This is a genomic window from Streptomyces sp. NPDC048484, from assembly GCF_040651415.1.
Classification (GTDB): domain Bacteria; phylum Actinomycetota; class Actinomycetes; order Streptomycetales; family Streptomycetaceae; genus Streptomyces.
In genome coordinates this window covers 55,532-68,520 of record NZ_JBEZJY010000025.1, presented here as the reverse complement: position 1 = coordinate 68,520, position 12,989 = coordinate 55,532, and the positions used below count along the sequence as shown (strand labels likewise).

Here is a 12,989-nt window from a genome sequence, read left to right as displayed (position 1 = left end):
CCGCTGTTCCGACCGAGGCCGGAACACTCAGGGGCCGGAAGATGGCGTGAGCGCTGTTTCCCGGCCGGCGGGCCGGTCACCTGCTGCATCCCCTCCCGCTCTCCAGAGCGTGAGGTTCCGCTGCGCACAGGACTCCTCAGTGGAAAAGAGCTGGATTTCCGCCGAGACGTGCGGCTAGGGTCACCTTGTCCCGAGGCGGCCAGTGGCCGCCACTGTTGGCTGAGTGCAATTGAGGAGGTGTGACCGATGGCTGTCGTTGAGATGGGCGCTGCCCGCATCCGGAAGTTCATCAAGTCCACCTCCGTGGCCTCCGGCTGACCTCACTCCTTTCCCGCGCTCGTGAGCGCGGTGCCGGGGCCACCCTTGTGAAGGGTCACCCCTTGTCTTTGTCTTCTCTCCCGGGTTCGTCCTCGTCTTCCTCGCATTCCCTCGTGCCGTATGGCTGGGATGCGGACTGGGAGGCCGAGTTCACTCCGTTCGCCGAGCAGGGTCTCCTGCCCGGTCGTGTCGTGCGGGTCGACCGCGGCCTGTGCGATGTCGTTACCACCGGCGGTGTCGTGCGTGCCGACACCGAGTTCGTCGTCCCCCGTGACCCGATGAAGGTCGTGTGTACAGGGGACTGGGTCGCCGTAGACCCCGAAGGCAGGGATCCGCGGTACGTGCGGACGCTGCTGCCTCGCCGTACTGCCTTCGTGCGCTCGACGTCGTCGAAGCGTTCCGACGGCCAGGTGCTGGCCACCAACATCGATCACGTCGTCATCTGTGTGTCGCTCGCGGTCGAACTGGACCTCGGGCGGATCGAGCGGTTCCTGGCTCTCGCCATGTCCAGTTCGAGCGGTGAGGCCCTGCTGCACAAGTCGGCTGAGCCGGCACTCTCCTGGGAGCCCCGGGCGCAGCCGTTGGTCGTGCTGACCAAGGCCGACCTCGTGCCGGACCCGGTGGGTCTGGCGTATCTCGTGCAGGATGTGGAGACCGCGGCGCCGGGCGTCCAGGTGCTGCCGGTCAGTTCTACGGACGGTGCCGGCCTCGATGTGCTCGGCGCCGTCGTGTCGGGCGGGACGTCCGTGCTGCTCGGTCAGTCGGGAGCCGGCAAGTCGACGCTCGCGAACGCGCTGCTCGGCGACGACGTGATGGCCGTCCAGACGGCACGCGATGTCGACGGCAAGGGGCGGCACACGACGACGACCCGGAACCTGCTCGTGCTTCCCGGCGGCGGCGTGCTGATCGATACGCCCGGGCTGCGCGGTGTCGGGCTCTTCGACGCCGGCAGCGGGGTCGGCCAGGTGTTCGCCGAGATCGAGGAGCTGGCCCGGACGTGCCGGTTCCAGGACTGCGCGCACCTGGCCGAGCCGGGGTGCGCGGTGCTGGCCGCGCTGGACTCGGGAGTGCTTCCCGAGCGGCGGCTGGAAAGCTACCGGAAGCTCCTCCGCGAGAACCAGCGGATCATGGCCAAGACCGACGTGCGTGTCCGCTCCGAACTGCGGAAGGAGTGGAAGCGCCGCGGAGCCGAGGGCCGGGCCGCGATGGAGGCCAAGCGCGGGTCCCGGACCTGGCACTGAGTCTCCTCCGTGTGGGCGGGGCCGGACGGTCCCGCCCACACGGCAGGCAGCCGGGGCGGCGGCAACGTCGCGTCCGAAATCCGCCAGCCCGCCGGCCGGCGGCGACGCACACTGGAAGGGTGATCGACGAAGAGACCGGATACGGAGCCGTACGCAGCCGGGACGCCCGGTTCGACGGGGCGTTCTTCTTCGCCGTGGAGACGACGGGGATCTACTGCCGGCCGAGCTGTCCCGCGGTGACCCCGAAGCGGGAGAACGTGCGGTTCTACGCCACCGCGGCGGCCGCGCAGGGCTCGGGATTCCGGGCGTGCCGCAGGTGCCGCCCGGACGCCGCGCCGGGGTCCGCCGAGTGGAACGTACGCGCCGACGTCGTGGGGCGCGCGATGCGGATGATCGGCGACGGAGTCGTGGACCGCGAGGGCGTCGCCGGGCTCGCCGTCCGGCTCGGCTACAGCGCCCGCCAGGTGCAGCGGCAGCTCACCGCGGAACTGGGCGCGGGACCGGTGGCCCTGGCACGGGCCCAGCGGGCCCACACCGCACGGGTGCTGCTGCAGACCACCGGGCTGCCCGTCACGGAGATCGCCTTCGCGGCCGGGTTCGCGAGCGTGCGGCAGTTCAACGACACGGTCCGGACGGTGTACGCGACCACGCCGACCGGGCTGCGCACCGCCGGGAACCGCGGCGGGGCACGTCTGGCGCCCACCCCTGCGGCGGGAATTCCGCTGCGCCTCGCCCACCGGGGCCCGTACCAGGCCGCCGCCGTCTTCGATCTGCTGGCCGCCGAGGCCGTCCCGGGCGTCGAGGAGGTGACGGGCGTCCCCGGGGTACGCACCTACCGCCGGACCCTGCGGCTGCCGTACGGGACGGGGATCGTCGCCGTCGGGGAGCGGCTGTCGGACGCGTCCGCCCACAGCAGCGGCTGGCTCGACGCCCGCTTGCACCTCACCGACCTGCGGGACCTCACCACCGCCGTGCAGCGACTGCGCCGCCTCTTCGACCTCGACGCCGATCCGTACGCGGTCGACGAGCGGCTCGGCGCGGACCCGCGGCTGGCTCCGCTGGTCGCTGCCAGGCCGGGACTGCGTTCGCCCGGAGCCGCCGATCCGGAAGAGCTGGCCGTACGCGCGCTCGTCGGACGGCACGAGGCCGAGCGGCTCGTGCGGGCGTACGGGAAAGTGCTGGACTCGCCCTGCGGGACGCTCACCCACGTCTTTCCCGAGCCGGGCGCTCTCGCCGCGTCCGGCGGCTCACCGGGCGCTCTCGCCGCCGCCCTCGCCGACGGGCACCTGCGGCTCGACCCGGGAGCCGACCGGGAGGCGGCGCAGACCGCGCTGCTCGCCCTGCCCGGCCTGGACGCACGCGTCGTGGCCGTCATCCGTACCCGTGCACTCGGCGACCCCGATGTGGCCCCGCCCGACGTATCAGTCCCCGACTCCTGGCGTCCGTGGCGTTCCTACGCCCTGCGGCACCTGGAAGCGGCTCAGCCGGAAGGCAAGCAGAAGTGACCACGTACTACACCTCCCTCGACAGCCCCGTCGGTGAACTCCTGCTCACCGCGGACGAGTCCGGTGCGCTGAGCTCCCTCTCCGTGCCCGGCCAGAAGGGCGGACGCACGGTCGGCCCCGACTGGCGGCGCGCGCCGGAACTCTTCAAGGAGGCCGAGCGGCAGCTCGCCGCCTACTTCGCCCATGAACTCAAGGAGTTCCAGCTGGAGTTGCGGACGAACGGCACCGAGTTCCGGGAGAAGGTCTGGAACGCCGTCGACTCCGTCCCCTACGGGGCGACCACCACGTACGGCGAGATCGCCGCGCGGATCGGTGCCTCGCGCATCGCCGTGCGGGCCGTCGGCGGAGCGATCGGCGCCAATCCGCTGCTGATCGTCCGCCCGTGCCATCGCGTGATCGGCGCCGACGGATCCCTCACCGGGTACGCGGGCGGGCTGGAACGCAAGGTCCAGCTCCTCACCCTCGAAGGCCGATGAAGGCCACCACCTCGCATCTGCCTCTCGCCCCCTCCTGCCTGCCCTACTCCTCTGCGCTACCCCTCCTCCAGGCCCCAGCTGTGGATGCGTCGGGGATGGACGCGGATCAGCTCCTCGCTGAAGTGCGGGCCCAACTCGTGGGGTCCGGTCAGGAGTTCGGCCTCCCCGCGGATGTCCACACCGCGCACCTTCCAGGGACGGACGCTGACGATGTCGTCGATCACGAGGGCGACCTTCGGGTTCTTCTGGAGATTGCGCCACTTCTTGGTGGTTCCCATGGCATAGCCGCCGATGAGGATCGTTCCGTCGTCCTGCGGGTGGAAGCCGACGGGGTTCGCCTGCGGCTGGCCGTGCTGGTCGACGGTGGCAAGGCGGCCCAGCCTCTGCGACTTTAGGTACGCCTGTTCGGCTTCACTGAATGCGGTCATGTCAGCAGCCAAACACGGTTTTCCCGCCCTCCGCATCGGATCCTGACCTCAGGTCCCAGGACCTGTATCTCTCGGGCTCCATTCGGGCCCCGTTCGGGCGCCATTCGGGCTCCCAACAGTTTCCGTCGGCGGAAGGCAGGAACGCATGGTCGAGGTCGGACGAAGAGACGCCGGCCGGGCCCTGGCCGCCCTGACCGGCGCGCTGGCCCTCACCCTGACGGGCACGGCCGCGACCCACGCAGGGCCCCGGACCGCCCCCGACCGTGCGGGCTCGCGAGCCGCCCCCGCGCGCTGGACGGGCACCTGGGAAGCCTCCGCCTCCGGTGCCGCCGCCCCGCTCCCCGGCGCCTCGATCCGCAACGTCGTCCACGCGAGTGCCGGCGGTACGGCCGTCCGCGTACGGGTCTCCAACCGGCTCGGCATCCTGCCGCTCGTGCTCGGCGGAGCCACCCTCGCCAGGCAGGAGCCGAACGCCCCCGAGAGCCCGAACGCCCTGCCCGGCACGATGCGCACGCTCACCTTCGGCGGCAGGAAGAGGACCAGCGTGCCGGTCGGCAAGGACGTCGTCAGCGATCCTGTCGCCCTGCGCGTCCCCGCCGCCTCGAACCTCCTCGTCACCCTCCACACGCCCGGCGACTCGGGCCCCGCGACCTACCACCGTGACGCGCTGCAGACCAACTTCCTCGCCCTGAACGGAAACGGCGACCGGGCCGCGGATGTGCGCGGAACGGCGTACAGGGCCACGACCGGCTCCTGGTACTACGTGACCGGTGTCGACGTACGCCGTCCGGAAGCGGCGGGGAGCGTCGTAGCGCTCGGCGACTCCCTCACCGACGGCTCCGGCTCGACACCGAGCGCCAACCGCCGCTGGCCGGACCGGCTCGCCGAGCGGCTGCGCGCCCTGCCGCCCCATCGCCAACAGGGGGCACAGGCGGTACAGGGGGGACAGGGGGCACGAGGGGTGCTGAACGCGGGTATCGCCGGTAACCGGCTGCTGCTCGAAGGCCGCGGGCCCAGCGCCCTGGCCCGGTTCAACGCGGATGTGCTCTCCCGCACCGGGGTGCGCACACTGATCGTGATGGAGGGCATCAACGACATCAAGAGCGCGCCGGACCAGACCGACCCGGCCGCCCTCGGTGCCGCGTACCGCGAGATCGTACGGCGCGCCCACGCCCGTGGGATCCGGGTCGTGGGCGCCACCCTCACACCGTTCGGCGGCCACGGAAGCCACACGCGGGCCCGTGAGCGCGTACGCCGGTCGGTCAACCAGCTCATCCGTACGGGTGGACTGTTCGACGCGGTCGCCGACTTCGACGCCGTCGTCCGCGACCCCTCCCGGGAGGACCGCATGCTGGCCGCCTACGATTCCGGCGACCACCTCCACTTCAACGACGCCGGTATGCGGGCACTGGCCGACAGCGTCGACCTGACCGCCCTCGGCGGGTGAGACTCACGGCGGCCTTCGGCGGCCTTCGGCGGCTTACGGTTTGGGCAGGCCCCAGCGCGGGGCTGCCTCGTTCGGTTCGACGGCTGCGATACGCAGGTCCGGACGGTCGCCCTTGGCCGTGATCAGTACCGAGTCGCCCTTCCTGAGGGCGACTCGGATGCCGCCGTCGCCCGCGTTCTCGTAGCGCAGCGGCCGCCCGTGTCCGTCGCGTACGTCGATCGCTCCCGCCACGCCGTGCCGTACGACGCAGGGGGCGCCGGCCTCGCTGACGAGCCGGACCCAGCGGGTCTTGCCGCCCTCGCGCACCGCGCTGAGCAGAAACGCCCCCTGGGTACGGAAGTCGTGCACCGTCAGGTCCGCCCAGGCGGCGGGCAGCGCGGGGAAGACGCGGACGACGCCGCCCCAGGACTGGCAGACCATGTCGTGGAGCGACTGGGCGGCGGAGAGCGGGGTCTCGATCACCGGGCCCGACTCCTTGTACATGGTGTTGGGCTGGATGAAGCGGGTCATGAGCTGGTCGAGGTACCCGAGCGCGTCCTCGCCCTTGCCGAGCAGGGCCGACATCGAGGCCGCGCCGGTGAACGTGTAGCCCTGGAGCGCGCCCTCGAAGCCGACCCAGTGGGCCAACGACTTCTCGATCAGGGCCCGTTCGTCGGCGGTGCGGCCCGTCAGCTCGTACAGCGGGTAGACCGCCAGCAGGTGCGAGTAGTGGCGGTGGGACTTCGCGAAGGGGATGTCCGCGCCGATCATGAATCCGTTCGCGTCGGTCGGGTACGCGGCCCGCCGGTCCAGCACCTCCCGCCAGCGCGGAGCCAGCTCGTCGTGGACGCCGAGGAGTTCGGCCGATTCCAAGAGGGTGCGGCAGCCCCAGGTCAGCAGCATCAGGTCGTAGTTGCAGTCCCGCGAGTTGCCGCCGTACTCGGGCGAGAACGTGGCCGGCAGATGCAGCTTCCCGTCCGCGCCCGGCTCCAGGAAGTGCAGGTAGTAGGAGACGGCCTTGCGCAGGAGCGGGAAGAGGACGTCCCGGAGGACGGACCGGTCCATGGAGTGGCGGTAACTGAGCCAGACGTTGTGCAGCGCCCACACGAGGTTCCCCACCTCGGGAGTCGGCGGGTCCTGGCCGGGGATGCCGACCCCGTAGCCCTCGGTGTTGGCCGTCGCGCCGCCGTTGACCAGGGAGGCGTCCGTGGTGCGCGGTATGCCGAGCGAGTCGGCGCGGTACGCCGGTGCCACCTCGGCCGTGAGGTGGTCCCGGAACTCGCTCAACGCACGGGTGACGGCGTCGAGTTCGAGGTGGTTGGAGCCGTGGATCAGCCAGTACTCCAACTGCACGTTCAGGTTCCACCAGGTCGCCGGCCACGGCGTGGACTCCAGCCAGGGACCGCTCGTGGCCATCACGGGGGCGTCGCGCCGGGCCGCGGACGCGGTCTTGTAGAGCTGGATCCAGTAGAAACGCTGGACGCGGGCGTCGGGGAGCGACAGGAAACTCTTGCGGTAGAAGGCGTGCCACCAGGAGCGATGGGTCACTGCCAGCCCGTCGTACGGCAGTTGGGCGGCCTTGCGGACCGCCGCCAGGGCCCGGCCCCGTGCCGTCGTCCTCGGATACGAGTGCGCGACATGGACGTACAGGGTCCGGCGGGGCCCATGCGTCCGCTCCCGCCAGGCGGTGACGTGCTGACCGCCGGCCAGGAGCGACTGTACGGCGGCAAAAACGCCGTCGTGCTCTTCGATCTCGGCGGGCGGATTGCCTGTGTAGCCCTCCGGCAGTGGCTTGAAAGCGGCGCGCGGGCTGATCGCCTCCGCCGGATGGAACACCCACCGGAAGTCGCGCTCGCCCTTGCTCGCGGTCACCTCGACGGCGAGGACCGAGCGGGTGGTGTGCACCAGCGCGCGGATCGTGAGAGTGCCGCGGTCCGTGGTGAGCGTCCCGGTCAGTTCGGCGTCCCGCAGCCCGAGCCGCCAGTCCAGAGCGGTGATCGTGCCTACCGGCTCCAGGGTGAAGTGGCCGATCGGCAGCCGTGCGAGCCCGAAGAGCGACCCGAACTGCGGGCGGTGGTCCTGCACCTCGGAGTGCTGCACGTTGAAGCGGACGGCCTCGGTCTCCCTGCCGGGCTCGGCGTAGATGCCGGAACCGAGGAAGCCGTTGCCCAGATACGGGCCCTCGTACCAGGTCTTCGGCATCTGCTGCCAGACGAGGTCGGCGTCGTCGAGGACGGTGCGCCAGGGGTCGGAGGGCGGGGACGCGGCGGACGGGGAGGACGCGGCGGTCGGTGCGCTTTCGCGGTCGGCCGCGTTCGCCTGCACCGGCAGGCCGCCGGCGAGGAGGGTCCCGCCGACGGCGGATCCGGTGGCGAGCACGGTACGTCTGGACGGGCTGGACATCGCGACTCCTGGCGGCTGGTGCGGCTGCATGAGAAAGGATCCGATGATTCATCGGAGCTATCCCGAGACGCAAAGTAGGGAAGGTGCGCGACGACGTCAACAAGAAGGGATGGATCCGAGAGAGATCCGATGTATTGTCTAGTGTTGCCTAGGCCGAAGCGTCGGTGATGTGTTGTCGATGTGTCGTCGATGTGGTGCCTGGCTCGGGGCGGCCGGATCATGGCGGGACGATGTCGGAGCGATGCCGGAGCCAGGCCCGGTCAGCCCCAGATCACGGCAGCGCCCAGCCACGCTCCCGCGATGAGCAGGCAGGTGAACAGCTCCACCAGCACACTCGTCCCGCCCCGGCGCATCACGGAGCGCACTGATGTCATCGCCTCACCGTGCCCGCCGAGCCGCAACCGTTCGGCGAGGTAGGCGCCGCCGAGATAGCCGGGTATCGCGCCGAGCACCGGCACGAGAAAGAAGCCGAGCAGCGCGCCGACGCCCGCGTACACCGCCATTCGGGGGGTGGCGCCGCTTGAACGCAGTCTGCGCGGCGGCAGCCGCCAGCGGATCACCTGGGCGACGAGGAGGGCGGCCGTGGCGCCCACGAGCACACCCCAGGAGAGCGCCCGGGGGTCCTCGATCGCCCACCACAGGACGGTGGCCCACACGATCCACGACCCCGGCGCGCCGGGCACCAGCACTGCGCCCAGGCCGAGCAGCAGCACCACACCGACCAGTAGGAGTTCCCACGCTCCCATCTACCCAGGATGACTGAGAACGGGCGAAACCGCAGGTCAGTCCGGTGAGCCCCGGGCCCCTCAGCCCTGCGCGTACACGTGTCGGCCGAGCCGGAGCCGGGCGGCGGTGAACGGCGAGGACCGGCCAATGACCGGGAGAAGGGAGGCCGGGGCGGATGAACCGGACGGCAGGTGGAACCCGCCCTGGTAACACAGTTCGGTAACACGGCTCGGCCCCGGGGAAGCAGGCCACTCCCGGGGCCGGACGGACCGGACGGACCGGCTCCGTGCGCGAACCGGTCGAGCAGACCGTGACGCGGGCCCCGGATGCACACCGGGGTCCGGTCACACCGGCGCCGCCGGGTGGTTCTCCCGTGGGGGGTGGGACCGCCCGGCGGTCGGTATCGCGGCCTCGCCGCCATCCCTCCGGCCGGTTTTTCCGGATGCACCGTTTTCATCCGGCCTCCACGGTGGACAATTAGGGGCATGAGCCAGCAGGGGGAGAGGCCGACCGGTCAGCAGGACGACTGGTGGGGGCAGCTGTACGACGACTCCACGGGGGACACCGGGCCCGCGCCCGCGTCCGACTCCCTCGACGACCGGTTCGCCTCGGCGACAGACACCCTGGGAACGCCTGACGACGCGTCCTCTGCACCGCCTGCGGCACCGCCGGTGCCACCGCCCGCGGCACCTGCGGCGGGACCTGCGGCGGGACCGGCGGCGGGGCCCGTCGTCCCGCCTCCCCGCAACCGGCCTCCGGCCGAGCAGCGTCACTTCGGTGACGGGCCGGGCCCCGGTGCCGTGTCCCCGGCACGTCCTGCCGCGCCTCCCGCACGTCCTGCCGTACCCCCCGCACGTCATGCCGCACGTCATGCCGGGGCGCCCGCCGACAGCGGGTCCGCGGAGACGGACCCTCCGCCCTGGTGGCCCCCGGGCGGGCCGGGAGCGGCAAGGCGGGACGGCGCCTCGGTCGACCCTCCGAGGGCCGGCGACGGCGGCGATCCCCGGACCGACGGAGGGCCGGAGTCCGACGCGCTGCGGCGCAGCGGGCTCCAGCGGCAGCGGGCTCCCTGGGAGGCCCCGCCCGCCGAACCTCCGGACCCCACCACCTTCCGGCCGGAACCCGGACCAACGGGTTCCCCCGCGGGCGAACCGCCCACCACCATGTCCACCGAAGTACCCGGGTCGGCGGCACCGACCTCACGGCCGCCGACCGCGGGCGCGCCGGTGACTGGGCCGCCCGGGCCCGCGGCGTCCGAGTGGCCTCAGCCGCCGGGCGGACCGCCGACCATCGGCCCCCCGCCCACCGTGGGCACCCCGTCGGTAGGGGAGGCCGACTCCCCGGCCCGTCGCGAGCCCGGCGCCGGTCGCGAGCCAGGCGGTCGCGAACCCAGCGCCGACAGTCGGGCCCCGGACCGGTCCGAACCCCCCGCCGGCACCCCGCCCCCCGGGCGGCCCGGCGCATCCACGACAGGCCGCCCCTCCGCCGAGCAGGCCGAGGCGGCGCCGGACCGCGACTCCACCCCACCCGCCGAACCCCCCGCCGAACCCCTGGCGGGACCTGCCCCGTACTCCAGGCACGCCACCCTGCTCGACGTCCCCACGGGCGCCCCGTCCGAGCAGCCCGTTCTGCAGGTCCCCGCCACGCCCACTCCACTCGCCCACGTGGGTTCGGGCCCGCCCACCTACGATCCCGAGCCCACCGTGCTGCCGCCCGCAGACCCGGACGACCTCGACGACCTCGTGTCCGACACCGTGCTGGACGGGGCGTCGTACGGAACCTGCACCCTGCGAGCCGTGTCGGTACGGGGGGACTCGGCGCGGTACAGGGGCGAGCCGCGCAGGGACTCCCTGCTCACCGCGCGCTTCGGCGTCGGCGACGGGGCACTCGTCCTGGTGGCCATGGCGACCGGCGCCCGCGCCACTCTCGACGCCCACCGGGCCGCGGCCGAGGCGTGCCAGTGGATCGGACGGGCCGTCGGCCGCAGTCACGCACGGCTGGCCGAGGACATCAGGGCCGCCCGGCGCGGCGACCTGAAGTCGGGCCTGCACCGGCTCACCGACCGCAGCCTCGGCAAGCTGCGGGCCAGCGCCGCCGAGCAGGGCGTCGAACCCGAGGAGTACACCGCGAGTCTGCGCTGCCTCCTGCTCCCAGCCGATCCCGAGTGCCGTACGCGCGTCTTCTTCGGCGTCGGAGCGGGCGGCCTCTTCCGGCTGCGGGACGGCGAGTGGCAGGACATCGAACCGCGCGTCGCCGACACCGCAGGCGAGGCCGTCGTCGGCTTCGGATCGCTGCCCCACGAGACGCCCGAGGGCGACCGTCTCACCATGGACCTGGGCATCACCACGCCCCCGAGCCCGTACGAGCCCGCTCCCGAACCGCCTCTCCGCGACCCCTTCCGCTTCCGTGCCTCCGTCGCCCGCCCGGGCGACACGCTGCTCCTGTGCAGCGGCGGGTTCGCCGAACCCCTGCGCGGCGAACCGCGCCTGGTCGAACACCTCACCTCCCGCTGGTCGGAGGGCGAACCGCCCGGCCTCGCCGCGTTCCTCGCGGACAGCACGGTCCGGGTCAAGGGCTACGCCGACGACCGGACCGCCGCCGCCGTTTGGGAGGCGTAACCGCGCACGCTGTGAATTCATGGGACATGAAAGGGAACTCGCGGGTTCCGTGGATTTCGTGACGGAGAACGACAGCAGCAAGGGGCGTGTGACTCATGGCCAAGCAGAACGTCGCCGAGCAGTTCGTCGACATCCTCGTCCGTGCGGGCGTCAAACGCCTGTACGGAGTGGTCGGCGACAGCCTCAACCCGGTCGTCGACGCCATCCGCCGCAACTCCGCCATCGACTGGATCCACGTGCGGCACGAGGAGACGGCGGCCTTCGCGGCGGGTGCCGAGGCCCAGATCAGCGGCCGGCTCGGCGCCTGCGCGGGCTCCTGCGGCCCGGGAAACCTCCACCTCATCAACGGCCTCTACGACGCCCACCGCTCCATGGCCCCCGTGCTCGCCCTCGCCTCGCACATCCCGTCCAGCGAGATCGGCCTGGGATTCTTCCAGGAGACCCACCCCGACCATCTGTTCCGTGAGTGCAGCCACTACAGCGAGATGATCTCCAACCCCCAGCAGATGCCCCGGCTGCTGCAGACGGCCATCCAGCACGCGGTCGGACAGGGCGGAGTGAGCGTGGTGACGCTGCCGGGCGACATCGCCGACCAGCCCGCACCCGACAAGGCCGCCGAGACCGCCCTCGTCACCTCCCGGCCCACCGTGCGCCCCGGCGACACCGAGATCGACAAGCTCGCCGCGATGATCGACGAGGCCGACAAGGTCACCCTCTTCTGCGGCAGCGGCACGGCGGGCGCGCACGCCGAGGTCATGGAGTTCGCCGAGAAGATCAAGTCGCCGGTCGGACACGCCCTGCGCGGGAAAGAATGGATTCAGTACGACAACCCTTATGACGTGGGCATGAGCGGACTCCTCGGATACGGCGCCGCCTACGAGGCCACCCACGAGTGCGACCTGCTGATCCTGCTGGGCACCGACTTCCCGTACAACGCCTTCCTCCCCGACGACGTCAAGATCGCCCAGGTCGACGTACGGCCCGAACGCCTGGGCCGCCGCTCGAAGTTGGATCTCGCGGTGTGGGGCGATGTGAAGGAGACCCTGCGCTGTCTCACACCGAGGGTGAGTCCGAAGAGCAACCGCCGCTTCCTCGACAAGATGCTCAAGAAGCACGCCGACGCGCTCGAAGGGGTCGTCAAGGCCTATACGCGCAAGGTCGACAAGCACATCCCCATCCACCCGGAGTACGTCGCTTCCGTCCTCGACGAACTCGCCGACGACGACGCCGTGTTCACGGTCGACACCGGAATGTGCAACGTGTGGGCGGCCCGCTACATCTCGCCCAACGGCCGCCGCCGCATCATCGGCTCCTTCTCGCACGGCTCCATGGCGAACGCCCTGCCGCAGGCCATCGGCGCCCAGTTCACCGACCGTGGCCGCCAGGTCGTCTCGATGTCCGGCGACGGCGGATTCTCCATGCTGATGGGCGACTTCCTCACCCTCGTCCAGTACGACCTGCCGGTGAAGGTCGTCCTCTTCAACAACTCCTCCCTGGGCATGGTCGAGTTGGAGATGATGGTCGCCGGGCTCCCCGCGTACGGGACGGGCAACAAGAACCCCGACTTCGCCGCCGTCGCGCGGGCCTGCGGTGCCTACGGCGTACGCGTCGAGAAGCCCAAGCAGCTCGCGGGCGCACTGAAGGACGCCTTCAAGCACAAGGGGCCGGCCCTCGTCGACATCGTCACCGACCCGAACGCCCTGTCCATCCCGCCGAAGATCAGCAAGGAGATGGTGACGGGGTTCGCCCTGTCGGCGTCCAAGATCGTCCTCGACGGCGGAGTGGGCCGCATGGCCCAACTGGCCCGCTCCAACCTCCGTAACGTGCCCCGGCCGTAGAGGATGTTCG

The 12,989-nt window shown here is 71.6% G+C and carries 9 protein-coding genes; 6 read left to right on the top strand and 3 right to left on the bottom strand.

Annotation, left to right across the window (positions count from 1 at the left end):
• The first annotated feature begins 380 nt into the window (after nucleotides 1-380).
• The 3 genes from rsgA (at nucleotide 381) to AB0D14_RS25080 (ending at nucleotide 3,540) form a co-directional block, all read left to right on the top strand.
• Entirely contained in the window at nucleotides 381-1,559 is a 1,179-nt protein-coding gene (gene rsgA / locus AB0D14_RS25090) for a ribosome small subunit-dependent GTPase A (protein ID WP_362782820.1), read from the top strand.
• Nucleotides 1,560-1,681: 122 nt separating this feature from the next.
• Nucleotides 1,682-3,064, top strand: a complete 1,383-nt coding sequence (locus AB0D14_RS25085) for an AlkA N-terminal domain-containing protein (protein ID WP_362783009.1) — start codon at nucleotides 1,682-1,684, stop codon at nucleotides 3,062-3,064.
• Nucleotides 3,061-3,540, top strand: coding sequence for a methylated-DNA--[protein]-cysteine S-methyltransferase (locus AB0D14_RS25080; protein ID WP_362782817.1), 480 nt, complete (start codon nucleotides 3,061-3,063; stop codon nucleotides 3,538-3,540). Before AB0D14_RS25085 ends, AB0D14_RS25080 begins: the two co-directional genes overlap by 4 nt.
• A 56-nt stretch (nucleotides 3,541-3,596) precedes the next feature.
• Here AB0D14_RS25080 and AB0D14_RS25075 read toward each other — a convergent pair whose 3' ends face one another.
• Complete coding sequence (locus tag AB0D14_RS25075; protein WP_362782815.1) at nucleotides 3,597-3,968, bottom strand: PPOX class F420-dependent oxidoreductase; 372 nt, start codon at nucleotides 3,966-3,968, stop codon at nucleotides 3,597-3,599.
• Between the two features lie 145 nt (nucleotides 3,969-4,113).
• Between AB0D14_RS25075 and AB0D14_RS25070 the strand changes: the two genes are divergently transcribed.
• Nucleotides 4,114-5,415, top strand: coding sequence for an SGNH/GDSL hydrolase family protein (locus tag AB0D14_RS25070; RefSeq protein ID WP_362782812.1), 1,302 nt, complete (start codon nucleotides 4,114-4,116; stop codon nucleotides 5,413-5,415).
• A gap of 33 nt (nucleotides 5,416-5,448) precedes the next feature.
• On the opposite strand, the gene AB0D14_RS25065 is transcribed toward AB0D14_RS25070, so the two are convergent.
• Together AB0D14_RS25065 and AB0D14_RS25060 are read right to left on the bottom strand one after the other, a co-directional pair.
• The gene (locus tag AB0D14_RS25065; protein WP_362782809.1) at nucleotides 5,449-7,797 is read right to left on the bottom strand and encodes a glycoside hydrolase family 95-like protein; all 2,349 of its coding nucleotides are present in this window, start codon (nucleotides 7,795-7,797) and stop codon (nucleotides 5,449-5,451) included.
• A gap of 260 nt (nucleotides 7,798-8,057) precedes the next feature.
• Complete coding sequence (locus AB0D14_RS25060) at nucleotides 8,058-8,543, bottom strand: DUF456 domain-containing protein (protein ID WP_362782806.1); 486 nt, start codon at nucleotides 8,541-8,543, stop codon at nucleotides 8,058-8,060.
• 465 nt (nucleotides 8,544-9,008) lie between these two features.
• Here AB0D14_RS25060 and AB0D14_RS25055 point away from each other — a divergent pair, with 465 nt between their 5' ends.
• Both AB0D14_RS25055 and AB0D14_RS25050 read left to right on the top strand, forming a co-directional pair.
• The gene (locus tag AB0D14_RS25055) at nucleotides 9,009-11,141 is read left to right on the top strand and encodes a protein phosphatase 2C domain-containing protein (protein WP_362782803.1); all 2,133 of its coding nucleotides are present in this window, start codon (nucleotides 9,009-9,011) and stop codon (nucleotides 11,139-11,141) included.
• Nucleotides 11,142-11,236: 95 nt separating this feature from the next.
• Nucleotides 11,237-12,979, top strand: a complete 1,743-nt coding sequence (locus AB0D14_RS25050) for a pyruvate dehydrogenase (RefSeq protein WP_362782801.1) — start codon at nucleotides 11,237-11,239, stop codon at nucleotides 12,977-12,979.
• Nucleotides 12,980-12,989: the final 10 nt, after the last annotated feature.